Origin of the sequence: Mixta theicola, assembly GCF_002895925.1 — a bacterium.
Taxonomy (GTDB): Bacteria; Pseudomonadota; Gammaproteobacteria; order Enterobacterales; family Enterobacteriaceae; genus Mixta; species Mixta theicola.
Map to the genome: position 1 here is coordinate 50,222 of NZ_NWUO01000016.1, position 23,349 is coordinate 73,570.

Below are 23,349 nucleotides of genomic sequence, written 5' to 3' on the forward strand. Positions count from 1 at the left end.
CTTAAACTAATTGCGTCATGGTTGCTTCACGGGGGCCAAACTCACCGCGCTGCGGAAAGTGAGGATTTGGTGCACGGTTCAGGTTATACCAGGCAGTGTTATTCATCGCCAACGCATAGCCCCATGAGAGTTCCTGCTCGGTTTTCAGGCGGCGATAGATTTGCGCCACCAATAGTTCAGCCGCTTTTCGATTCATATCCCGATCGCGATTAAAGCCCTCCTGGAGAAACTCACGCAACTGCCGCTCCTGCTCCACCACTACCTGCTGCTCCGAACCTCCCTGAGCCAGATTGGAACCATCTTTACTGCGGTGGCACATCACCTTAAGCCATTCGCGCCGGGTCTGAATACTGTTTAGTACCTGAATAATCGCCTCTTTACGTTCGGAATAGATATCCAGCCCCATACTGCCACGGTTATCCAAATCAACATGGTCCCACTTACCGTGGCGGGTTAGCAGATAGAGTAATATCCCCTTAGCCTCTGGAGTATAGATTAATAGCCGCTCTGGATTGGTAATAATACTTTTTGCTAACTGATTACGCTTTTGGGATGCTTCAATGTTCTTCTGACTTTCATCTATAATATTGACAATGAATTGTCTAAAATCAATTGCCACAGTCAAAAAATCCGACTTAAGTTTACTGTATTTCTCATATATGTCTTTAGCTAAATCGGATAATTGCATCACGCACAAGCGCGTAAAGGTTTCAAATGCCGCCTTCATCACCAGGTCAAAAAAGCGATAATCCAGGGCAAATAGCTGATAGGCCAGCCAGCTACCAAACTCCAGCAGGGATTTCACTCCAACCTCGCAGATAAATGCGCCTTTAGCCCCGGCGCCACAACATAAGCTGGCGGCAACCTTAAAGCAGAATTTACCGTTGATAAAAGTACATAAAAATTTCGCCCCTGCGCCAATCCCTGCCAGACCGGCAATGCTGGCACCAATCGTCGCAAAGTCGGTAAACTCACCCACCGTTTTAGGAACCACAACACTACCTGTCGCCGGGGGCTGCGTGGGCTTCAGCCACTGGATGGCTCCCTTAAGCGAGTATTCCACTCTGGCGCCGGCAAAGACCTCAGCAGAAACCGAAGCCCCTTCATCTTCCTTTTTCATCTGCAGATAAAACTGACCACTGCTGCCCTCCTGCCGCTCCTGAAAACGAGGCAGGCGCCCACGGGGTTGGCCGGCTACAATTTGTTGCTCATCATCTTTAACCATTATCTGAAGCTGAGCTTCTATCTGTGCGGAAGCGCCAACAAAGCCAATAAGCTGATTTTCAATATATATTCGTATCACACCCATATTAAAACCCGCCTGCACCAGGCTGGTACTGGCATCCCCGGGAAGGTAGCTTAAATCCCAGCCCAGCCTGTCCGGAATATAAAAGACGGCACGACCAATACCTGATGCGACAGACACAGACGCTTTTGCCTCCCCCTTAATTTTAGCGCTCCCCTCATTAGGGTTAAATTCTGCTTCTGCGCCCACATTGGAGATATAGCGCATAAACTGCGCTGCGCCCGAGACTTCAACGCCGTTATCAAAAGTATGGCTACCATTCAGGCTTTCATTCCAGCTTTCCGCCCAGTCAAATAATGTTTTATCCAGATTATAATCATCCAGATTAACGTAGTCCTTAAGTTCAACTTTTATTGTCGGCAGGAGATCTTTAGTTAACTGTTCCTTTAGTTTCTGAGTGTCAATTTTCCTGCGACCGTGACTGTCAACAGAATAGATACTCTCCTTACCGGTCGAGGTTTCTCTATTACTCAGCGAAACAGTACGCCATTTCTTTCTGGCGCCAGCCTGCGAGCGGCCGCCGGAACGTTCTGAATAATAGCGCTGGCTGGCGTAAGCGTAGCGACGCCCCAGTCGCTGGTTCCCCGCTCCCCGGCGACGGGTATCGAGCAACGGTAATAGCTCAACCACATCCTGGTATCCCATATTGCCGGTTTCACCATCTTTGAGTTTTTCCAGTAATGCTTCACGCTTTTTTTCCAGTGTATTTTCCGCAGCGACCACCTCTGCAGCCGGCGAATCAATATTCGTACCTGGTTGTTGTCTTTGCTGCCCATACTTTTCTAGTGCGGCGGAATAAGCATGATTGGCCTGATGGAATTCATCAACTCGCCCCAGCATATCCAGACAATGAGACTCAAAATCCCCGGCGTCCTGTGGTGGTACAACAATAATCTCTTCGGTTTCCGGGCGGAAATAAAGCAATCCTGATTCGTGGCAAACCTTAGTGATATTATTATCTGCTTTATTCAGCTGGCATTCAGCATTCGCCTTTTCATTTTTCGCCATACCTGGTCACCTTAATTACTCAAAAAAGAATTTAATATTTTGCGGATCAATACCGTGGTGTTTTTGTGTATAACCATTTTCATCGGTTCTGCCGCGTATCGTCTTGCCCTCTGGCGTCTCTATCCGGTAGGCTACCCAGGATTTAGGTTTCTGGGTCACCGAATCTACTACCTGAAATCCGCCGCTCACCGGAAACTGATACTGTGGATCGGCTACTGTTGCAGGCTTTAGCGCCTGTTCAAGTGAAGCAGTCCCTCCCCACAGGATATTCACACTTTTCAAATCTATTTTTCCTGGTGCACCAATTTCCACCGAACCATCTTTAATTTTTATATAAGCGCCCCCCGTGCTCATCAGAGTGATCCCCTGAGCCGCATTAAGCACTATTTCTCCATCCACGCTGTTAATGGCCATCGCTTTACTGGACTGCAAACGCATCGCATCGGTTTGCGCCTGAATATCGCCTGCGCATCCTGCCAGATATCCAGCGCGCTCAGCGTTGAAACCGGGTTAAGGTTAATTTTTTCAAACAGGGAGGCATACACACCGCCCGCTACCGGGCGATCCAGCGCCACGCTTTCTCCGGCAGCAGCATTTTCATTTTTTACAGACATGAACATTCCTTATTTAATCCGTTAAAACATCGCAACTGTTATGGCTGTTTTGGTGCCAGAGCAGACAGCTCGCTGCGCAGCTCAGCGCTGAGGGCAGGGTCAAGCAGAATTTTTTCCAGCTCTTTTCGAAAAGCCTGGTTATCCAGCAGATTGGCCTTCAGGTCGCGAAGAAGATTGCGCATCGCAAGCATCGCTTTGAGTTGAGGGATCTGGCGTGCCACCTGTTCCGGCGTGAAATCCTTCATATCCCGGAAGGTCAGTCTGATATTTTCTTCACTGCCATCACCGGCCAGGGTATTTTCAACGGTGAGATTAACTTCTGGAGAATATTCAGAAAGAACACTATCAAAATTATTTTTATTAATATTTACTTTATCGCGCTCGGATAACGGTGCGGTTTCCTGCCCGTTACTGAAATCACCGGCAACGAGTAACTTCAGCGGTAATTCGGTTTTCTTGCTCGCCCCGCCCGTATGCAGGTCAAGTTTTAAATTAATACGTGCCTTCGGCACCTCACTCTGGAAGCTAACAGCCATATGACCATCCCTCTGTTTATCGCTGCGTGGTATTTATCGGACAACAATCCTTCACTCGCGATAATAGAGCAACATGCCAATTTCAATCAAATACTCAGATCATAGATCTGAATTAAGATAATAATTAAGAAGTTTCCACCAGCCATTAGCAGAAATATATTCTGAAGCGATGGAGTAACAGGCTATTTTATATTCATTAAACAGAAGTATATTTCTCAGGAATATGAAGCACTGGCAATTTATTACTGAAGTAAACTAAAGATGATTTAAATCAATACAGTTTATTTTTCATATAATTGATAACAATCTTTTAAATTTTAGAGCCAGAATATCAGGAAAAGAACTGAAAATATCGAAGAATGAAAGGAAACAGGATAATTGCTATTAAATAGCCGCAGACCGGGCAAGAAATTTTTTTTACTCAATATCTGACGGTAACAAACATTGACAGCCAGTCTCTCTTTTAGCTTATCTGATTCCACGGCAGACACTAACTTCAGCTTCCGGCAACCTGTCTAAAGTAACTTCAGCCTGCGTTGTAGCATCTCAAAGCAGTATTAGCGGCGATACATTTAATGACTGAGCAATGCGATCTGCTCATCACTATGGTAGTTGGCTGACAGAACCAATGGGCACGGCCATGAAAGCAATTACCCGCTATATCAACCGTAACATAGTAAGCCTGTTAACTAAGTTTTCTACTGTAACGTTAGTCTTTCCGAAGCGTCTGTTTAGACAATGTAAGCGCTACCCTGCAAGCAATCGACTCTATACCAGTCCGTTAGCGGTTTTGTTCATGCACGGCCGCTGGCAAAACTATGGCAGGCCTCCATGCCTGCCGCTTTAGCTTAACGCGCCTGACGGAAGGCGCTCAGATTAACCACCTGATGCGGCTGGTTTATCGCTTTCCTTGCAAGCCAGTAAAGCAGTACTCGGTCATCATCGCCTTCGCCATCTGCCATAGAAAGCAGCTTCAGCGAGAGGGTCGATTTGTTCAAGGGCTGAGTGGCATCACTCAGTTCAATAACAGCACGACCGATAAGACAACAAATCTCATCCTCTTTGGTAGTGGATTCATATGCTCGGTCTTTCATATTTCCTCCTCTTATGTAAAAACTAAGTCTGGCACAAATAATAGTTTCCTGTAGAAACCGTCTCGGCAGTGAAATATATTGCAACGCTTATTGTTGTTTGCTTGCGATTTACCGGTAAAATTGCGAAAAAAGAGCCATCAGGCGTGGCTTAATGCGATTTATTTGCTCGCTGGCACTGGCTTATTAGTTTTATTTCGGCAACGTATGCGAACCCGTAAACACCGTCGAATCCGATGACCGGCTGCCTTAATGCCCCTCTTCTGCCGCAGTTGGGCAGCAACGCGACGCCACGGGAGAGGGATAAACGCGCTTTTCTTCTCTGTCAGCCTGTTATTGTTAGCTGGCTGAACCCTTATCCAGATCCGCGTCGCCAGCAGCTGAACCACGCGCTGCGTCAGTTTTATCTGGATCGGCTTAACACCGTATTTATTAATGCAATGCCGTTTATGCCGTTAAACAGGCAGTTTATTCCCTGTTGCTGGCTATTCATGGCAATTTGCCCCGGCATAAGACGCACCGGCTCTATTATCAGGCTAATTCAGGCATTCCCTCAGGGAGAAGATAATGAGCAGAACAAACCTCTCACCCGCTCCAGATTCAGTTCGCTGGTTAACGCTACTCGGCACCATTATCACTCAGTTTGCACTCGGCTCAGTTTATACCTGGAGCCTGTTTAACGGGCAGCTGTCGCAAAAACTGGATGCGCCGGTTAGCCAGGTGGCCTTCTCTTTTGGCTTACTCAGTCTCGGACTGGCGCTGTCATCATCGGTGGCCGGTAAGCTGCAGGAACGTTTTGGCGTACGCAACGTCGCCATCGGCGCCGGTCTGCTGCTGGCAGTAGGCTTTTACCTTACGGCACAGGCCAATTCACTGCTGATGCTGTGGCTAAGCGCAGGCGTGCTGGTAGGCCTGGCGGATGGCGCAGGCTATCTGATGACCTTATCCAACTGCGTAAAATGGTTTCCGGAGCGTAAAGGCGTCATCTCTGCCTGCGCTATCGGCGCTTACGGGCTGGGCAGCCTCGGCTTTAAATTTATTTGCAGCAGCCTGCTGGCGCATTTTAGCCTGGAAAATACGTTTTTAATCTGGGGCGCCCTGGCCATGAGCATGGTTATTCTGGGCGCGCTGCTGATGACGGATGCACCACAGCAACACCTTTCCCAGGGTAATGAAGCGACTGCCGCACGCGATTACACTTTGGCGGAATCGATGCGTATGCCGCAGTACTGGATGCTGGCGCTGATGTTTTTAACGGCCTGCATGAGCGGCCTGTACGTGATTGGCGTAGCGAAAGATATTGGTGAGGGTATGGTACATCTCAGTACGCAAACCGCAGCCAACGCGGTGACTATCATCGCCGTCGCTAACCTGAGCGGTCGCCTGATTTTAGGCGTGCTGTCAGATAAAATAGCGCGCATCCGGGTTATTACGCTGGCGCAGATAGTTTCACTGGCAGGCATGGCTATTTTGCTGTTTACCCGGATGAATGAAACCACCTTCTTTATTTCCGTTGCCTGTATCGCCTTTAGCTTTGGCGGCACCATTACCGTTTATCCTTCGCTGGTCAGCGATTTCTTTGGCCTGAACAATCTGACTAAAAACTATGGCGTAATTTACCTGGGCTTTGGCATCGGCAGCGTGCTGGGTTCGCTTATCGCCTCGCTGTTTGGCGGCTTTACCGTGACATTCAGCCTGATTATGACGTTGCTGGTTATCTCACTGGTGATGTCGTTAATCATTCGCATGCCGCACCGGGCGCGCAGCATACCGCAGATATTACAGCGCAGTTAATCCTCCTGCCGGGCGAGCAGCACTGCGCCCGGCAGGCTTACGTTCAGGTTTCGGGCGCGCCACAGGCCGCCCGGACGGTTTTAACCAAACAGCGGTTCAGGCTGACCGGCAACCGGCATCCGCACCGCAAATACGCTTCCCGACCACGGATATTGCGCCAGTTCTTCTGCGGTACGGTTTTCACGGCTGGACGTGATATACAGCGTTTTCAAATCGTCGCCGCCAAAGGCGACCATCGTCGGCCAGCGCACCGGCACGGGGATTTCATCAACGATCTCGGCCGTGTTCGGATCGATGCGCACAATACGCCCGCCATCAAACAGCGCTGACCAATAAAAGCCTTCCGCATCCACCGCTGCACCGTCCGGCATCAGCCCATCGCTGAACCGACGAAAGAGCTCGCGCTTACCGTTCTCACCGGTTACAGGATCGAGCGGATAACGCCAGATAATGTGGTTTGGCGTGTCGCTGTGGTAAATCCAGCGTCTGTCGGGAGAAAATGCCAGGCCGTTGGAAATTTTTATATCTTCATCGATAACCTGCAGCTGTAAATTTTTATCAAGACGGCAGAGCTTAGCGCCGTTACGATCCTGAGGCTCCCACAGGCTGCCGCACCAGAAACGGCCAAAGGGATCGACGCGTCCGTCGTTGAAGCGGCTTTTACTGGCTTCGCCGGGGTTATCGGCCACCTTACGCTCCGGCTTTCCCTGCGGGTCAATAAACCAGACGCCGCTGCGCATCGCCGCTACCAGCCCGCCTTCACGGCGCAAACCGATGCAGCCCACCTCCTCCTGCTGTGGAAAAACCCGGTGTTCACCGCTTTTAGGATCGAAGCGGTGAATCGCCGGGGCCAGAATATCAACAAACCACAGCGCCTGCTCTGCGGTTGACCACAGCGGGCATTCGCCCAGCTCGGCCGCAATGGGTAAAACGCGCTCCACCTGCCAGTTCATTATGGCTCCTTTTCGCTACGGGTTTAGTGCATAAACTGTAGCGGAAATTGGTGTCCTGCGGTTTACCCGCCAGGCAAAATAATCATGGTTTCAGGCTGTCGCCCTGGGTAGCAATCACCTGCTGATACCAGTAAAAGCTTTTTTTGCGGCTGCGCGCCAGGCTGCCTTCGCCATTATCATGACGATCGACATAGATAAAGCCATAGCGCTTAGAGATTTCCGCTTTCGAGGCGCTGATGAGGTCGATCGGTCCCCAGCTGGTATAGCCCATAATCTCAACGCCATCCTTCAGCGCTTCTGCCACCTGCAGTAAATGATCGTTCAGATAGCTGATGCGATAGTCATCCTCAATGGTGCCGTCAGCCTGCGGACTGTCTTTCGCGCCCAGCCCATTTTCTACAATAAATAGCGGCTTCTGGTAGCGATCCCACAGCATATTCAGCAGCGTGCGCAGGCCAACAGGATCGATCTGCCAGCCCCATTCAGAGCTGGGCAAATGCGGATTCGGCACCATGCTGAGCACATTGCCGCGCGCCTGCTGATTCAGCGTTTCATCCGCCGTGACGCAGCCGCTCATGTAATAGCTGAAAGAGATAAAATCAACGGTTTCACGCAGCGCAACGCGATCTTCATCGGTAATATCCAGTTCGATGCCCTGCTCACGCAGGTGACGCAGCATATAGCCCGGCCAGGCGCCGCGGCACTGCACATCGCCAAAAAATTGCCAGCTGCGATTTTGCTGCAACGTTTCAAAAACGTCCTCCGGCTTACAGGTCAGCGGATACATCAGGCCGCCCAGCAGCATATTGCCGATTTGCGCATCCGGGATAAGTTCATGGCACGCCTTTACCGCCAGCGCGCTGGCCACCAGCTGATGATGAATCGCCTGATAAATCAGGGCTTCGCTGCTGTCGCCAGGCAAGCCTACGCCGGTAAAAGGCGCATGCAGCGACATATTGATTTCATTAAAAGTCAGCCACAGCTTCACTTTGTGTTGATAGCGCTGGAAAACGGTGCGGGCATAGCGCAGAAAAAAGTCAATCAGCTGGCGATTTCCCCAGCCGCCGTAGTTTTGCACCAGCCCCAGCGGCATTTCATAGTGGGATAAGGTAACCATCGGCTGGATATGGTGCTGCGCCAGTTCATCAAACAGCCGGTCATAGTAAGCCAGCCCGGCCTCATTGGGCTGCGTTTCATCGCCCTGCGGGAAGATGCGGGTCCAGGCGATGGAAACGCGCAGGCAGCTAAAACCCATCTCGGCAAATAACGCGATGTCCTGCGGATACCGTTGATAAAAGTCGATGGCGATATCCTTCAGAGAGGCGTCGCCAGCGCTGCGCTCCACAACCGGTCCGAAGATCCCCTGCGGCTGAACATCCGAGGTTGATAAGCCTTTGCCCTCCTGCCGCCATGCGCCTTCAACCTGATTAGCAGCCACTGCGCCGCCCCATAAGAAATTATCCGGAAACCGTTTCATACTGACTCCTTTGTATTACGTTGCACGCCAAGAAAAGGCGCGCCTGGGTGGATAAGTTCGCCGCTGGCCAGCGTAACAACGGCAGCATAATCTTCGCTGTTGCTGATAATCACTGGCGTTGTGAGATCGAAACCGGCGTTTTTGATCGCCTGGCGATCGAACTCAAGTAAAAGATCGCCCGGCTGGATGGTATCGCCCGGCTTTACGTGAGCGGTAAAGTGCTGTCCGTTCAGTTTGACGGTATCAATACCGACATGAATTAATAGCTCTATGCCACTGTGACTCAGCAGGCCAATGGCGTGGCGGGTCGCAAACAGCGAGGCGACTTCGCCGTGAAACGGCGCCAGCACGTAGTTATCGTGCGGTATAATCGCCGCGCCGGCACCCAGCAGCCCGCTGGCAAAGGTGGTATCCGCAACCTTTTCCAGCGCCAGCAGTTTCCCGCTTAGCGGAGCAAACAGCGTATCGTCGTTTTCAACAGCGGTCGGTAACCAAGACGCAGCGGCATTCGCCGAAGATGCCACGCCCGCCACAGTGGCGGTCTCGATCGTCGGCAGACCGGCAATCAGCGTTAATATACAGCCGACCAGCAGCGCCAACAGTGTGCCCAGCGCGGCGCCCCAAACGCTAATATCCATCCCGGCTGGCGGAATAAACTGCGCCAGGCTGAAGATACTGGCAAGGCCGAAAGAATAAACGCTGGCGCTGCTCAATCCGCTTACGGCACCGCCCAATGCGCCGCCGACGCAGCCAAAAATAAAGGGGCGGCGATTCGGTAGCGTCACGCCGTAGACCGCCGGTTCGGTAATGCCAAAAACGCCCGCGGTAGCGCCTGAACCCGCCAGAACTTTTAACTGCGGATCGCGGGTACGCAGCATTACGCCCAGGCTGGCACCCACCTGCCCCATTACCGCCGGCAATATCAGCGGCACCAGCGTATCGTGGCCCAGCACCGCCAGGTTATTCATCATCAAAGGCACCAGCCCCCAGTGCAGGCCGAATATGACGCAAACCTGCCAGATACCGCCAATCACCAGACCGGCAAGCCAGGGCGCGAAGAGATAAATAGCCTGATAGCCGTAGGCCAGCCCCTGACTTAGCCAGGTTGCCGCCGGCCCAATAAGCAGAAACGTCAGCGGCACGGTGATCATCAGACAGATCAGCGGCGTAAAGAAATTTTTGATAACCGCGGGCAGAACCTTGCCGCACTGTTTTTCCAGCCAGCAGCTTATCCACGCGGCAAAAATAATCGGGATTACCGATGAACTGTAATTAAGGAAGGTAACCGGGATCCCAAGGAAACCGACGAGGACCGCATCGGGCTGGGTACTGCTCTGAAACGCCTGGATCATCAGCGGATGTGTTAGCGCGCCGCCAATGGCCATGGTAAGAAACGGGCTGCCGCCAAATTTCTTACCGGCGGTATAGCCTAATACCAGCGGGAAGAAATAAAACAGCGCGTCGCTGGCGACGTACCAAATTTGGTATGTCCCGCTGTCGGTGGTCAGCCAGCCGCACGCCACGCACAGCGCCAGCAGGCCTTTCAGGATCCCGGAGCCTGCCATTACCCCAAGGAACGGGGTAAAAATAGCGGAAATAATATCGATAAGGCGATTAAAAAGATTGCCTGACTTTTCCGCTTTCGCCACGGGGACGGCATCCTCGCCTGAACCGTTTTGCAGACAAATTTCCTTATAGACATCATGCACATGATTGCCGATTACTACCTGAAACTGACCGCCGCTGACCACCACCATAATGATGCCCGGATGGGTTTTAAGCCGTTCGCTTTCCGCAAGCGTAAGGTCTTTTAATTTAAACCGCAGCCGGGTGGCACAATGCATGACGCTAATAATATTGGCGCGCCCACCCACTCCGCTAATAATATCCCTGGCTAACTGTTGATACGACATATTCAATCCTTTTATGGCGGCTGCCCGGCGGCAGCATATAGCTGAAAAAAAAACCTGAAAGCAGCCCTTCTTATTGAGGCCTGATTTCAGGTTTTGCCTGCCGCAGCAGTAACAATCCAGATGATGCATTTAGTGTGCGATCGGCTGCTGGCTCTCTTTGCGCACGCGTTCGATATGAATAGCGAGAAACATTTTTTCTTCGTTAGTTAACGCGCTCTGATATTGCCGGGTTAAATGCTGTTCAATCTTCTCAGCGCAGCGCCATGCCTGCGGATAATTATCCTTTATTGAGAGATAAAGCATCATCTCATCATCCGCCACTACACAGCGCCCCAGCATGCGTTGCGCGAAAAATTTCAGGTGAGTAATAAAGCGCTGGTAGCTGAGCGATTGCCAGTCATATTCCAGATGAAGCTGATATTTAACAATATGCAGGATCTCCTGCATAACGCGGGTAATATGCATCACCTCCGGCATTTCGCCGTTAAGCTGGGCGTTAACCAGATGCAAAGCAATAAATCCCGCCTCATCTTCCGGCAGCGTCACGCCAAGCCGCTGATGAATAATTTCCAGCGCCTCCAGACCGAGACCAAATTCTTTAGGATACAGCCGCTTAATTTCCCATAGCAGCGCGTTAGGTAAAGGAATATTGCCGTTATGACGCACAATAGCAAAATGGCAGTGATCGATAAGGGCGATACAGAGATTTTCCTGCAGCTTACCAAGACGCTGACGCGCCAGCTCAGTAATACGATCGCAGGCGGTCAACACCTCCGGCGGAATTTGACTTAACAGCTCCGTTAACCGCGCCACCAGCGCATCATTTTGACGCGCAAAAATTTTTTCGATTTTGCTGTCGTCAACGCTGTCGCCGACCCGCTTCTGGAAACCCAGACCACGTCCCATGATCACCTGTTCGCACTGATGTTCATCCAGAACGACCACTACGTTGTTATTAAGCACCTTGGCGATCTTCATGCGTCCCTCAAAATAAAAAACCCGATCTCCGGCACAAGCCAGAAAATCAGGTTTTGCCTGCATATGCAGTAACAATTCAGCGGATCAACTCTATCAGCTTTGCCAAAGCGCTCAATGCGTTATAGATAAAAACGTGATAACGATCGTCAGCGGGCGAGCGACGTTATTTAATCGCGTGCGATACGTTCCAGATTTATCGCGCCACGTTGGCGCGCGCAGCGTTAACTTTCGCTTTATTTACCGGTTTTGCCCAACGCGAGGTTATTACGTTTGTTATTAACCTCCTTCAGTCAATACTTACCTGTATATTCGTCCAGACAGCCTCTCCGGGCTCACTGCTTATCCGCTGGAAGGTTCGCTTCATATTTTCAGCAATTCCCCGTACAAATCTGGAAATAGCCTTCACCAGGAAAAACGCCTGCGGTAAAACAGCGGAATAACTGGACGGTAAATGAGAATGAGAATATCGAGGCTATTGCCTTTAGGATAATTCCTGCTATTATGGCTAACCATTCAGTCCATTCCTATATTTTTGCGCGGCCCTTTTCTTCTACTCTTAAATTCGTTGAAATATTTGCAAATATTTAATTATTAAACTCTACATTAGTGCCGTTATTTCTTCACTTTTAGCCTTTACAGTAAGCTTCATTAAAGGCATTAAGAGAGTTGATCATGCGGATAATGATAAAAAGCGCTTTTGTTCTGGCCATTGTGAGTATGCTAAGCGGTTGTATAATTGCTCACGATCGCGGGCCGGGATGGCATCACGATCGCGGTTATCATAATGGCTGGCATCATCATCGCGGATGGTAAAACAGATTCTAAACAGGTAGGTCACAGCAACATACCTGGCGGGCAAAGCCTGCACACAGCAATATAATAAAAATAAGGCAGGAAAAATTGGGCGAGAATATTCTCGCCCTTTTCTTTATTAGCTTTTTATGGCGAAATTACATTGATACCAGGCCGTGATTAACCCTGGGATATGGCTATCCTGCGGAGGTAATGCTTCAACCAAATCAAAGCCCTGGGCGTGACAATAATTAGCCACATCAAGCTTCAGCGCATCTTTGTTCACTTTCTGCGGATGGTAACGATACTGCACCGTATGCGAAACAGGATCTTCATCCACACGTTCGAAAGCGCCTGGTTTGCTGGCCGTACAGCCCGCTAATAAAAACAGCGCCAGGACGCCGTAAATTTTACTCTTCATCTCTCTTCCTTATGCTGGTGCGGCATCTTAACAGGCAACAACAAAGGCACAATCGGAATGTCGCTTAAAGCGCGACGTTCGATGGATGGTTTTATCAATTGAATTGATTCAATCTAACGTTTAGTGCCGTTGCCCGTTAAGTGCGATTATCTTTTCAGACGCCATGATGTCTGTGCCAAACACCAGATTTGCCACTATAAATAACAATAAATTAACTGTTATTGCCCGCTTGATGCGGGCTTTTTTTATCGCTTATCCGGCGTTAGCGCTGAGCATCATACGCAAAACGTTGGCCGATTGCGTGGGAGGAAGTGCGAGGATGGCGCGATAAAGATCGATTGTCATATCGCACATTTTTTGCCGATTCACATGCGCATCCGCGGGCGCATTAAGCCAACGCAGATCGTTGCCCCACGAAGCATATAGCTGCTGCACGATAGTGCTTAAATGTTGATGCGCAGCGGGAAGATTTACCGCTCGCTCCGATCCCGTGCTGTCCTGTAACAGTTGTTCAATGGCTTGCCTGTCTTGCTGAATCAGATTTTCCGGCAGCACCTTAATTAAATTGACGCCGCCGTTAACCTGCGGAAAAAGAAAGCGAAAACAGAGTTGTACATTGCGAGCGCGCAGGCTTTCCATTTGCTGTAGCGACACGGCGATATAGCTATTGATTGCGGCATCACCGGCGCGCCCGATGCGCTGATTCAGCAGATCGGTCAGCATGGCGCGTAAATGGCCGAAGGCCAACGATGGACTGACACCGGCACGCAGCTGCGCCGTTAATTCAGCGTTTAACTGCCGCCACAGCGCCGGCTCCTGCTGCTGCAAAATACGATAGCCTTGTAAACGCGTCAGCTGCTGCTGCGCCGTATCAATCTGCGCCTGCAGGCGGGCTTGCGGTAACACAACGTAGCGGTAGCCCAGCCAACCGCCAAAAATAAGCGCTGATACCGTTGCCAGCAACAGAGCCCGTCGCCCTGAAAGCCGTTTTTGCCGGTACAATCCGGTTAATGTCAATATCAGCGCCGCCAGCAACAGAGCGCTGATAAAAAGAAAATGCTGCAAAATTTTGTTCCTGTTAATTCCGCTATTGCGCGCGAACGTCCACCAATACCGGACAATGCGCGCGCTCGATAACCGCAGCGCTAACGGAACCTTTCAGCAGACGATTAAGCGGCGAAAGATGGCGTCGTCCCATAATAATCATTTGGGCATCCAGCGCGGCGGCTTGCGCCACAATGGTTTCCGCCGATTCGCCCGCCACCACGCGCCCGCGCGCGGCTATCCCCGCGCCCAGCAGCTGGGCCAGCGCATGACGTATCACCAACTCCGCCGTATTTTGCTCATCCAGCGCGGCGCCAAAATCAGCCGGATCTTCGCCTGCGGTAATATCCAGCGGCTCACCGCAGGTAGCGTAAGCGGGATCGATGCAGCACAGCACCAGGACCTGTGCCTTTAACGCCCGCGCCTGCTCCGTCGCCAGGGAAACGACTTTACGCGAGTGATTCGAGTTATCTATTGCGACCAGCAAGGTTGTCATTCTGTTTATTCCTCAGTCATGCGCCAGATGTTTACCAATTTCACGCGTCATCGCTTCTTTACATCTTAGTATTTCATCGCGATAGAGCGCTTCATTCTTATGAAAGCGCCCCGTCGGCACCAGTAGCGAAACGGCAAAGCGTCCCAGCAACGTATCCAGCGCGACGCCCATCGTAGAGATCCCTTCTAAGGTTTCACCGCGATCGAAAGAGATGCCGCTTTTGCGGATCTCTTTTAACTGCCGCAGCAGTTCCGGCAGCGTTTTAATGGTGTTTTCGGTAATCGCATCCCAGGATTCGCCGACCAGCGCCCGGACGTCGTCATCGCTCTCCAGCGCCAGCAAGGCCCGTCCGCCCGACGTGCTGAAAAGCGGCAGATTAAGCCCCATCCTCGGCACTACGCGCAGTTCACGATCGGCGACGATAAAATGTACGATCGCCAGCTGGGTGCCGCTGGCGCGGGCCAGCGAAACGGTTTCTCCCGTGGCATCGCTCAGCGCCTGCAGCGAAGGACGGGCGACCTCAACCACGTCCGTATGAACGCTGGAGATCAAACGCAGCAGCGCTGGCCCAAGGCGCACGCCGCCGGCGCCGTGGCTACGCACCATTGGGTCGCGTCCAGCGCCGCCACAATACGCTGAACCGTTGAGCGAGGTAAATCCACCGCCTGCGCGATTTCTCCCAGGCTCATGCCGCCCGGCTGTTCGCCTAAGGCGTTAAGGATTTTCGCCGCGCGTGCAATCACCTGGATGCCGCCCGTTTTCTCATCATCACGATGATGCGGTTTTTCAGACATGAACTTACTGTTCTCTTTCCATGAAGGGCGCCGATACTGTAACGCGTTTTATCTCGCTTTCCCACCCTGTACCGCATTGCAATACATTTAATCGCCATGTAAGATCCGCGCTTGCTGTATCGCATCACAATACACAACACCATAATAAAAAAACGCTATGGAGTATCTGCTATGAACGGTCAGCCTGCCGCTGCACCGGCTCCCCATCCTTTTACCCTGCGTCTGGCGCTGGGGCTGATCGGAGTGCTGATTGCCGCCCTCGCCTCCGGGCTTAACGATCGCGTCACCGATATTGCGCTGGCCGATATTCGCGCCGCGCTGGGCATCAGTAACGACCAGGGGAGCTGGCTTATTGCTGGCTACCAGGCGGCGGAAGTCGCCGCGATGATGATAGCGCCCTGGTTTGCCGTCACGCTATCGCTGCGTCGCTTCGCGCTTGGCGTGGCGTTCGGCTTTGGCCTGACGGCGGCGCTGCTGCCCTTTGTTACGCACTATCCGCTGTTTCTGGCGCTGCGCGTGCTGCAGGGGATTTTTGGCGGCGCGCTGCCGCCGTTGCTGATGACGGTTGCCCTGCGCTTCTTACCGCCGCCGCTAAAGCTTTACGGGCTGAGCGCCTATGCGCTAACCGCCACCTTTGGCCCGAATATGGCCGCCACCCTTGCCGCGTTCTGGACCGACAGCGTGGGCTGGGCCTTTGTCTTTTGGCAAATTATCCCGGCAATGCTGATCGCCATCCTGCTGATTGGCTGGGGTATTCCGCAGGATCCGGTGCGCTTTGAGCGTTTTCGGCAGATGGATCTGTTTGGCATGCTGACCGGCTGTAGCGGCATTGCGCTGCTGATTTTGGTGTTAAATCACGGTGAACGCCTCGACTGGCTGAATTCGCCACTGATTAGCGCCATGCTGCTGGCGAGCGTGGCGCTGCTGGTGGTCTTTTTTATTAATGAATGGTTTCATCCGCTGCCGCTGTTTCGCCTGCAGATGCTGTCACGTCCTAATCTGACGCACGGTTTGCTTACGCTGGCGGGCGTGCTGCTGGTGGCGCTCTCCGGATCGGCGCTGCCGTCGGCTTACTTTTCGCAGGTGGAAGGTTTTCGCACCGCGCAGTTTGCGCCGTTAGCATTAATGATTGGCGCGCCACAGCTGCTGATTGCCCCTTTTATCGCCATGCTGCTGAACCTGCGCTGGATCGACTGTCGCTGGGTGCTCTCCTGCGGTGCCCTGCTGCTGGCCAGCTCCTGCCTGATGGGATCGCAGCTCACCAGCGACTGGGCGCGCCAGAACTTTTGGCTGATCCAGATAATGCAGGCCTTTGGTCAGCCGATGATGATTTTGCCGGTGTTGATGAGCGCGACGTCGGTGGTGTTGCCGCCGGAAGGCCCGTTTGCTTCGGCGATGTTTAATACCGTGCGCGGTTTTTCCAGCGTGGCGGCCGGTACGCTGGTGGAGTGGTTTATCAGCCATCGCGAGCAGTTTCACTCGCACATATTGCTGGACGGCGCCGCCAACCGCAGCTGGCTGATGCGTGCCGGTTCGGCCAGCGAAGCCAGCGCCTCCGCACCGCTGCTGCCGGACGGCAGCATCAGCTCTACGGAAAATATCGCGCATTTTTCCACGCTGGTTAAGCATCAGGCGCAGATATTAAGCATCAGCGATAGCTACCTGTTGCTGATCGCCTTTGCACTGCTGCTGATCCTGCTTACCGCCTGGCTGCCGAAGCGCGTCTGGCCGCCGCAAACTTTATTACAACAACCTGTGATAACAAAACCGGGAATTTAACGATGTCTTTAACTCCTGCTAAACGTACCGGCCTGCTGGCGGTGCTGTTAATTGTCTTACTGGCTATCGCCTGCTTTATCTGGTCCAGCATGATGCGGGCGGATTATCGCACCGATGACGCATGGGTAACCGCGGACTATACGCTGGTCGCACCGAAAATCTCCGGCTATATCAGCCAGGTCATGGTGCGTGATAACCAGCAGGTAAAAGCGGGCGATCTACTCGCCACGCTGGATGACCGCGACTACCGCGTTGCGCTGGAGAGCGCGAAAGCGAACCTGCAGCTGAGCGAGGCGAAGCTTGCCAGCATTATTGCCCAGCGTGAGCAGCAACAGGCGGTGATTGCGCAAAATAAAGCGGCAGTAAATGCCAGCCAGGCGACGTTAAGCTATGCCGGGCAAAACGCCGAGCGCTATCGCCGCCTGTTGCAGAGCGGCACCGCCACCGCCGACGAACAGCAGAAGGCCAGCTCCACCATGCGTTCCGCCGCGGCACAGGTTGAGCAAAACCAGGCCGCGGTGCTGGCAGCGGAAAAAGAGACGGGCATTTTACTGGCCAGCCAGAAGCAGGCGGAGGCGGATATCGCCGCAGCTAAAGCGACGATCGATCAGGCGCAGCTAAACCTTTCCTATACGCGCATTGTGGCACCGGTAAACGGTATGGTTGGCCAGCGCGCGCTGCGTCAGGGCGCCTATGTCTCCGCCGGTAGCCGCCTGCTGGCGCTGGTGCCGCTGGATCAAAGCTATATTGTCGCCAACTATCTGGAAACCCAGCTGGGCAAGGTTCAGCCCGGCCAGGCGGTAGAGATTACCGTTGATGCGCTGCCCGGCCAGCATTTTCGCGGTCACGTTGACAGCATAGCGCCCGCCACCGGCGCGACCTTTTCCGCCATTGCTGCGGATAACGCCACGGGTAACTTTACTAAGGTAGTACAGCGCCTGCCGGTCAAAATCATCCTGGATGCCAGTCAGCCTGGCCTGGCGCAACTGCGGGTGGGCATGTCGGTAATACCGGAGATTAACGTGAAATAATGGCGATGCCGCCGGGCTGCGGCTCGGAGCTTACCTATTTATTTTGCGATCGAATCCGCGTAAATTAGCGCGCGATCCTGTTCTGAGTTATTCAGAACTATCCGGAGCAACGGCGTCGCGCTAAAGAAAGCACGCCTTGTTCTTATTCTGTTCGCGTTATGCAGGTCTGGGATCGCCACCGACATAACCGCTCAGGGGAGTTGTCTGGTGAAATATGCGTTGATGGGAATCTCTTTTTTCCTGTTAGTCTGGGTTGGCACCTTCATGCTAATGCTGTAAGCGTGCGAAAATGGGGCGGCGCAATGCGTCGCCCGGTTTATTTTTACCCCAGCGAGACGTCGCTTTTTTGCTCCGTCTCCGCAGCGTCGCTGCTTTTTCCGTTGACCGGCAGAATACCATCGGCACGAAACATCGCTTTAATTCCCCGCACCGCCTGGCGAATACGATCGCGATTCTCAATCAGCGCAAAGCGCACGTGCGTATCGCCATAGTCGCCAAAGCCGATACCCGGAGAGACGCACACCTTCGCTTCCTGCAGCAGCCGTTTGGCAAATTCCAGCGATCCCAGATGAGCATAGTGGTCAGGGATTTTTGCCCAGACGTACATGGAAGCCTTCGGTAACTCGACCATCCAGCCTGCCTCATGTAGCCCTTTTACCAGCACGTCGCGGCGACGTTTATACTGCTCCGCAATATCGCGCACGCACTGCTGATCGCCTTCCAGCGCGGCAATTGCCGCCACCTGCAGCGGCGTAAAGGTGCCGTAATCGTGATAGCTTTTAATGCGCGCCAGCGCGGCCACCAGTTCTTTATTGCCGACCATAAAGCCGATGCGCCAGCCTGCCATGTTGTAGCTTTTCGACAGCGTGAAAAACTCAACCGCAACGTCGCGCGCGCCCGGCACCTGCATAATAGATGGCGCTTTCCAGCCATCGTAAACAATATCGGCGTAGGCCAGATCGTGGATCACCAGCACGTTGTATTGCTTCGCCAGCGCAATCACCCGCTCAAAAAAATCAAGCTCGACGCACTGGGAGGTAGGATTCGACGGGAAACCGAGGATCATCATTTTCGGCTTTGGATAACTTTCCCTGATCGCCCTTTCCAGCTCGTTAAAAAAATCCACGCCGGCCACCAGCGGCACCGAACGCACCTGCGCGCCAGCGATCACCGCACCGTAAATATGGATGGGATAACTGGGGTTCGGCACCAGCACGGTATCGCCATGATCGAGCGTCGCCAGCATCAGATGCGCCAGCCCCTCTTTCGAGCCGATGGTGACAATCGCTTCCGATTCGGGATCGATTTCGACATCATAACGCTCGGCGTACCAGCGCGAGATCGCCCGCCGCAGACGCGGAATCCCGCGCGAAGTGGAGTAGCCATGCGTATCGTCACGCTGCGCGACCTGGCACAGTTTTTCAACGATGTGCGGCGGCGTCGCGCCATCCGGATTACCCATGCTGAAATCGATAATATCTTCGCCGCGCCGACGCGCAGCCATTTTCAGCTCAGCGGTAATGTTAAAAACATAAGGGGGAAGGCGTTCAATACGAGAAAAACGACGAGACGAGCTGTTATCAGCCATAGCATCCTCTGAGAGTACGTAAGCGCCCGGACCGTCCGAGCGACGCTGACCACCGACGTGGTCGAATAATGAACATAGCCTGGCAGCGATACGCTTGTCGACAGGAAAGAAAAAATAAACTTTTTTGTCGAGGGCGGTTCCGGAAAATGCGAAGATCGTGGCGCTGTAAGGCCACATTTTTTATGATGTTACTTCTTATGTTAAGCCACGAGATGCCTGTGCAATCCATATTCGATATGCTGCTGGCGGTGTTCGATCGCGCCGCCCTGATGCTGATCTGCCTGTTCTTTTTGACGCGTACGCGCCACTTTCGCCAGCTATTACAGAAAGATGAGCATTCTCGCCAGGAGTTGCTGACGGTAACCGCGATTTTCTCACTGTTTGCCCTGTTCAGCACCTGGTCAGCGGTTAATGTCGAAGGCTCACTGCTAAACGTGCGCATCATCGCCGTGATGTCCGGCGGCATTCTGTTTGGTCCGTGGGTGGGCATCGCCACCGGGACTATCGCCGGGCTGCACCGCTTTTTGATCGATATACACGGCGTCTCTTCGGTGCCCTGTTTGTTTACCAGCATTATCGCTGGCGTGGTCTCCGGCTGGATTAACCTGAAAGTGGCGAAGGAACAGCGCTGGCGGCTCGGCATTCTCGGCGGAATGCTGTGCGAATCGCTGACCATGCTGCTGATTATTCTCTGGGCAAGGCCGCCAGCGCTGGGTCTGGAGATTGTGTCTGAAATTGCGATTCCGATGATTCTCGGCACCGTAAGTATTGGCCTGATTGTGCTGCTGGTGCAAAGCGTGGAGGGAGAAAAAGAGGCGGTTGCCGCGCGTCATGCCAAGCTGGCGCTGGATATTGCCAACAAAACCCTGCCGCTGTTCCGCCAGGTTAACAGCGAGTCGCTGCGTCAGGTGTGTAATATTATTCGCAACGATATTAACGCCGATGCCGTCGCAATTACCAATAAGCACCAGATACTGGCCTATGTCGGCTACGGCGAGCAGCATTATCGTCAGGGCGACGATGCCCTGAGCCCAACCACGCGTCAGGCGATCAACTACGGTAAAATTATTATTAAAAATAACGATGAGGCTTATCGCACGCGCGATATTCATTCAATGATTGTTATTCCACTGTGGGAAAAAGGCGAAGTTACCGGCACGCTGAAAATCTATTATCGTCATGCGCACCGCATTACCTGGTCGCTGAAGGAGCTGGCGGTGGGCCTGTCGCAAATTATCTCCACCCAGCTGGAGGTGTCGCGCACCGAACAGCTGCGGGAAATGGCGAATAAGGCGGAACTGCGCGCCCTGCAAAGCAAGATTAACCCGCATTTCCTGTTTAACGCGCTGAACGCTATCTCCTCTTCTATTCGTCTCAATCCTGATACCGCGCGCCAGCTAATTATTAATCTGTCGCGCTATTTACGTTACAACCTTGAGCTGAACGATGACGAGCCGATCGATATTAAAAAAGAGCTGTATCAGGTTAAGGATTATATCGCCATTGAGCAGGCGCGCTTTGGCGATAAGCTGACCATGATTTATCACATCGACGAAGAGATAAACTGTACCCTGCCCAGCCTGCTGATCCAGCCGCTGGTGGAAAACGCTATCGTACACGGTATCCAGCCCTGTCGCGGTAAGGGCGTGGTGACGCTGTCGATAGAAGATGTCGGCGATCGGGTGCGTATTGCGGTACGGGATACGGGAAACGGCATCAGCGATGAGGTTATCGCGCGCGTACAGCGTAATGAAATGCCCGGCAATAAGATTGGCCTGTTAAACGTCCATCATCGCGTTAAGCTGCTGTACGGCGGCGGGCTACAGATTACGCAGCTGCATCCGGGTACGGAAATCGTCTTTTTCATCAGTAAGAACGGTGACAAACTGCCGGAAGAAACGCTGTCGCTGACGGCCTGAAGGAGAGATGTAAGTGAAAGCCATCATTGTGGAAGATGAGTTTTTGGCGCAGCAGGAGCTGAGCTGGATGATTAAGCAGCACAGCACTATCGATATTGTCGCCTGCTTTGATGACGGCCTCGACGTGCTGAAATTTTTGCAGCACAGCGAAACAGACGTGATCTTTCTGGATATTAATATTCCGTCGCTGGATGGCGTTCTGCTGGCGCAAAACATCAGTAAGTTCGCCCATAAGCCGCAAATCGTTTTTATCACCGCCTGGAAAGAACACGCGGTGCAGGCTTTTGAGCTGGAAGCGTTTGACTACATCCTTAAGCCCTATCACGAATCGCGTATCATCAGCATGCTGCATAAGCTGGAAGCGCACTGGCAGCAACAGCGCCAGCCCGCCGCTCCGGGGAACTCGTCGCTTCATCCGGTCGCGCAAACCGTTAATCTGACCAGGGATGAACGGATTATCGTTACGGATATTAATGAGATCTATTATCTGGAGGCGCACGAAAAGCTAACTTTCGTTTATACGCGACGCGAGGAGTATGTGATGTCGATGGCAATTAGCGAGTTTTGCAGTCGGCTACCGGAAAGCCAGTTTTTTCGCTGCCATCGCTCTTACTGCGTAAACCTGAACAAGATCCGTGAAATCGAACCCTGGTTTAATAACACCTATATTTTGCGGCTGCGCGATCTGGAGTTTCAGGTGCCGGTTAGCCGCAGTAAAGTAAAGGCTTTTCGCCAGCTGATGCGTTTATAAGCGCGGCCAGCCATATAAACCCAACGCGCGCAAGCCTGGATCAGCTTAGCCTGCGCAAGCGCAGGCTAAAACGCGAACGAGGCGGGATTACAGCACACGCCCAAGCGTCTGGCGCAGATGCGCGCCGGCGCCCAGCAGCCCTGGCTGATCGTGCTTGATCATATATACCGGAATGTCATGCACGTAGTCGTGGAAGCGGCCCTTGTCTTCAAACGCGGCGCGGAAGCCGGAGGCTTTAAAGAACTCAAGGAAGCGCGGCACAATACCGCCAGCGATATAAACGCCGCCAAAAGTGCCCAACGTGAGCGCCAGGTTACCGCCGAAGCGTCCCATAATCACGCAGAACAGCGACAGCGCGCGGCGGCAGTCGATGCAGCTATCGGCCAGCGCACGTTCAGAAACGTCTTTTGGCTTCAGGTTTTCCGGCTCGCGCTTGTCAGATTTAACAATGGCGCGATAAAGGTTAACCAGACCGGCGCCTGACAAGACGCGCTCTGCCGAAACGTGGCCCAGCTCTTCACGCAGCACGCGCAGAATGAGATCTTCCTCCACGCTGTTCGGCGCAAAATCGACGTGTCCGCCTTCGCCCGGCAGGCTAACCCAGCGGCGATCGACATGGACCAGATGCGCCACGCCAAGGCCGGTGCCCGCGCCATAAACGGCGATGGGTTTGTCTTTTACCGCTGAACCGCCGCCAAACTGGATAACATCCTTTTCCGTCAGCATCGGGATAGCCATAGAAACTGCGGTAAAATCGTTAATGATTTCCAGATGGTCAAATGCCAGGCTGGCTTTCAGCGCTTTGGTAGAGAACGCCCAGTCATGGTTGGTCATTTCTACCCAGTCTTCGGTAATCGGACAGGCGATGGCGATACATCCATCTTTTATATCCTGCTGCTGTTCTTCCAGAAACAGACGAATCACCTCTTCCAGACTGCGATGCTCTGAGGTGGAATAGGTCATTACCTGAGAAATCAGGCCGGTTTCTGTTTCACACAGCGCCAGGCGCGCGTTGGTACCGCCAACGTCACCCACCAAAGCGTATTTAGTCATTATTCTGCTGC

At 52.8% G+C, this 23,349-nt stretch carries 20 protein-coding genes and 2 pseudogenes; 6 read left to right on the forward strand and 16 right to left on the reverse strand.

The features are described from left to right. Position 1: 1 nt before the first annotated feature. From COO59_RS17645 to COO59_RS17665, 5 genes and pseudogenes are all read right to left on the reverse strand, one after another. Entirely contained in the window at positions 2-2,314 is a 2,313-nt protein-coding gene (locus tag COO59_RS17645; protein ID WP_103061044.1) for an ATPase, read from the reverse strand. Positions 2,315-2,329: 15 nt separating this feature from the next. Then, positions 2,330-2,752 (reverse strand): DUF2345 domain-containing protein, encoded by a 423-nt coding sequence (locus COO59_RS17650; protein WP_103061045.1) that lies wholly within the window; start codon positions 2,750-2,752, stop codon positions 2,330-2,332. 20 nt (positions 2,753-2,772) lie between these two features. After that, a pseudogene (locus COO59_RS17655) lies at positions 2,773-2,934 on the reverse strand (type VI secretion system contractile sheath large subunit); the annotation flags it as partial. 32 nt (positions 2,935-2,966) lie between these two features. Further along, positions 2,967-3,464, reverse strand: coding sequence for a type VI secretion system contractile sheath small subunit (gene tssB / locus COO59_RS17660; RefSeq protein WP_103061046.1), 498 nt, complete (start codon positions 3,462-3,464; stop codon positions 2,967-2,969). An 848-nt stretch (positions 3,465-4,312) separates the two neighbouring features. Beyond that, positions 4,313-4,558, reverse strand: a complete 246-nt coding sequence (locus COO59_RS17665; RefSeq protein WP_103061047.1) for a hypothetical protein — start codon at positions 4,556-4,558, stop codon at positions 4,313-4,315. A gap of 564 nt (positions 4,559-5,122) precedes the next feature. On the opposite strand from COO59_RS17665, the gene COO59_RS17670 reads away from it, so the two are divergent. Continuing rightward, a complete protein-coding gene (locus COO59_RS17670; RefSeq protein ID WP_103061048.1) occupies positions 5,123-6,349 on the forward strand; it encodes an L-lactate MFS transporter in 1,227 nt (408 codons plus the stop codon). A gap of 80 nt (positions 6,350-6,429) precedes the next feature. Here COO59_RS17670 and COO59_RS17675 read toward each other — a convergent pair whose 3' ends face one another. The 9 genes and pseudogenes from COO59_RS17675 to COO59_RS17710 form a co-directional block, all read right to left on the reverse strand. Next, on the reverse strand, positions 6,430-7,302 hold the full coding sequence (locus COO59_RS17675; RefSeq protein WP_103061049.1) for an SMP-30/gluconolactonase/LRE family protein: 873 nt from the start codon (positions 7,300-7,302) through the stop codon (positions 6,430-6,432). An 82-nt stretch (positions 7,303-7,384) separates the two neighbouring features. After that, positions 7,385-8,779: a glycoside hydrolase family 1 protein gene (locus tag COO59_RS17680; RefSeq protein WP_103061050.1), complete on the reverse strand. Its 1,395-nt coding sequence runs from the start codon at positions 8,777-8,779 to the stop codon at positions 7,385-7,387. Beyond that, positions 8,776-10,692 (reverse strand): PTS beta-glucoside transporter subunit IIABC, encoded by a 1,917-nt coding sequence (gene bglF / locus COO59_RS17685; protein ID WP_103061051.1) that lies wholly within the window; start codon positions 10,690-10,692, stop codon positions 8,776-8,778. Before bglF ends, COO59_RS17680 begins: the two co-directional genes overlap by 4 nt. Positions 10,693-10,821: 129 nt before the next feature. Next, a complete protein-coding gene (gene licT, locus COO59_RS17690) occupies positions 10,822-11,670 on the reverse strand; it encodes a BglG family transcription antiterminator LicT (RefSeq protein WP_103061072.1) in 849 nt (282 codons plus the stop codon). 670 nt (positions 11,671-12,340) lie between these two features. Next, the gene (locus COO59_RS20970) at positions 12,341-12,508 is read right to left on the reverse strand and encodes a hypothetical protein (RefSeq protein WP_165786537.1); all 168 of its coding nucleotides are present in this window, start codon (positions 12,506-12,508) and stop codon (positions 12,341-12,343) included. Between the two features lie 93 nt (positions 12,509-12,601). Beyond that, positions 12,602-12,883 (reverse strand): putative periplasmic lipoprotein, encoded by a 282-nt coding sequence (locus COO59_RS17695; protein WP_103061052.1) that lies wholly within the window; start codon positions 12,881-12,883, stop codon positions 12,602-12,604. A 252-nt stretch (positions 12,884-13,135) separates the two neighbouring features. Further along, entirely contained in the window at positions 13,136-13,948 is an 813-nt protein-coding gene (locus tag COO59_RS17700) for a hypothetical protein (protein ID WP_103061053.1), read from the reverse strand. Between the two features lie 22 nt (positions 13,949-13,970). Beyond that, positions 13,971-14,423, reverse strand: a complete 453-nt coding sequence (locus COO59_RS17705; RefSeq protein WP_103061054.1) for a universal stress protein — start codon at positions 14,421-14,423, stop codon at positions 13,971-13,973. Between the two features lie 12 nt (positions 14,424-14,435). After that, a pseudogene (locus tag COO59_RS17710) lies at positions 14,436-15,217 on the reverse strand (IclR family transcriptional regulator). 171 nt (positions 15,218-15,388) lie between these two features. On the opposite strand from COO59_RS17710, the gene COO59_RS17715 reads away from it, so the two are divergent. The 3 genes from COO59_RS17715 to ypdK all read left to right on the forward strand — a co-directional run bounded on the left by COO59_RS17715 (position 15,389) and on the right by ypdK (position 18,306). Continuing rightward, complete coding sequence (locus COO59_RS17715; RefSeq protein ID WP_103061055.1) at positions 15,389-16,996, forward strand: MFS transporter; 1,608 nt, start codon at positions 15,389-15,391, stop codon at positions 16,994-16,996. Between the two features lie 2 nt (positions 16,997-16,998). Further along, positions 16,999-18,027: an HlyD family secretion protein gene (locus COO59_RS17720; RefSeq protein ID WP_103061056.1), complete on the forward strand. Its 1,029-nt coding sequence runs from the start codon at positions 16,999-17,001 to the stop codon at positions 18,025-18,027. Between the two features lie 207 nt (positions 18,028-18,234). Next, complete coding sequence (gene ypdK, locus COO59_RS17725; protein WP_103061073.1) at positions 18,235-18,306, forward strand: membrane protein YpdK; 72 nt, start codon at positions 18,235-18,237, stop codon at positions 18,304-18,306. A 43-nt stretch (positions 18,307-18,349) separates the two neighbouring features. On the opposite strand, the gene alaC is transcribed toward ypdK, so the two are convergent. Continuing rightward, the gene (gene alaC / locus COO59_RS17730; RefSeq protein ID WP_103061074.1) at positions 18,350-19,615 is read right to left on the reverse strand and encodes an alanine transaminase; all 1,266 of its coding nucleotides are present in this window, start codon (positions 19,613-19,615) and stop codon (positions 18,350-18,352) included. A gap of 212 nt (positions 19,616-19,827) precedes the next feature. Here alaC and COO59_RS17735 point away from each other — a divergent pair, with 212 nt between their 5' ends. Both COO59_RS17735 and COO59_RS17740 read left to right on the forward strand, forming a co-directional pair. After that, on the forward strand, positions 19,828-21,534 hold the full coding sequence (locus COO59_RS17735) for a LytS/YhcK type 5TM receptor domain-containing protein (protein ID WP_409371635.1): 1,707 nt from the start codon (positions 19,828-19,830) through the stop codon (positions 21,532-21,534). A 13-nt stretch (positions 21,535-21,547) separates the two neighbouring features. Next, a complete protein-coding gene (locus COO59_RS17740; RefSeq protein WP_103061058.1) occupies positions 21,548-22,285 on the forward strand; it encodes a LytR/AlgR family response regulator transcription factor in 738 nt (245 codons plus the stop codon). Between the two features lie 87 nt (positions 22,286-22,372). Here the strand turns inward: COO59_RS17740 and glk are convergent, their stop codons facing one another. Beyond that, positions 22,373-23,338, reverse strand: coding sequence for a glucokinase (glk, locus tag COO59_RS17745; RefSeq protein ID WP_103061059.1), 966 nt, complete (start codon positions 23,336-23,338; stop codon positions 22,373-22,375). Positions 23,339-23,349: the final 11 nt, after the last annotated feature.

What these genes read in the sequence shown, in the direction of transcription:
- COO59_RS17645 (WP_103061044.1), bottom strand. Translation starts at nt 2,314, where the DNA reads ATGGCGAAAAATGAAAAGGCGAATGCTGAATGCCAGCTGAATAAAGCA.
- COO59_RS17650 (WP_103061045.1), bottom strand. Translation starts at nt 2,752, where the DNA reads ATGCGTTTGCAGTCCAGTAAAGCGATGGCCATTAACAGCGTGGATGGA.
- tssB (WP_103061046.1), bottom strand. Translation starts at nt 3,464, where the DNA reads ATGGCTGTTAGCTTCCAGAGTGAGGTGCCGAAGGCACGTATTAATTTA.
- COO59_RS17665 (WP_103061047.1), bottom strand. Translation starts at nt 4,558, where the DNA reads ATGAAAGACCGAGCATATGAATCCACTACCAAAGAGGATGAGATTTGT.
- COO59_RS17670 (WP_103061048.1), top strand. Translation starts at nt 5,123, where the DNA reads ATGAGCAGAACAAACCTCTCACCCGCTCCAGATTCAGTTCGCTGGTTA.
- COO59_RS17675 (WP_103061049.1), bottom strand. Translation starts at nt 7,302, where the DNA reads ATGAACTGGCAGGTGGAGCGCGTTTTACCCATTGCGGCCGAGCTGGGC.
- COO59_RS17680 (WP_103061050.1), bottom strand. Translation starts at nt 8,779, where the DNA reads ATGAAACGGTTTCCGGATAATTTCTTATGGGGCGGCGCAGTGGCTGCT.
- bglF (WP_103061051.1), bottom strand. Translation starts at nt 10,692, where the DNA reads ATGTCGTATCAACAGTTAGCCAGGGATATTATTAGCGGAGTGGGTGGG.
- licT (WP_103061072.1), bottom strand. Translation starts at nt 11,670, where the DNA reads ATGAAGATCGCCAAGGTGCTTAATAACAACGTAGTGGTCGTTCTGGAT.
- COO59_RS17695 (WP_103061052.1), bottom strand. Translation starts at nt 12,883, where the DNA reads ATGAAGAGTAAAATTTACGGCGTCCTGGCGCTGTTTTTATTAGCGGGC.
- COO59_RS17705 (WP_103061054.1), bottom strand. Translation starts at nt 14,423, where the DNA reads ATGACAACCTTGCTGGTCGCAATAGATAACTCGAATCACTCGCGTAAA.
- COO59_RS17715 (WP_103061055.1), top strand. Translation starts at nt 15,389, where the DNA reads ATGAACGGTCAGCCTGCCGCTGCACCGGCTCCCCATCCTTTTACCCTG.
- COO59_RS17720 (WP_103061056.1), top strand. Translation starts at nt 16,999, where the DNA reads ATGTCTTTAACTCCTGCTAAACGTACCGGCCTGCTGGCGGTGCTGTTA.
- alaC (WP_103061074.1), bottom strand. Translation starts at nt 19,615, where the DNA reads ATGGCTGATAACAGCTCGTCTCGTCGTTTTTCTCGTATTGAACGCCTT.
- COO59_RS17735 (WP_409371635.1), top strand. Translation starts at nt 19,828, where the DNA reads ATGCCTGTGCAATCCATATTCGATATGCTGCTGGCGGTGTTCGATCGC.
- glk (WP_103061059.1), bottom strand. Translation starts at nt 23,338, where the DNA reads ATGACTAAATACGCTTTGGTGGGTGACGTTGGCGGTACCAACGCGCGC.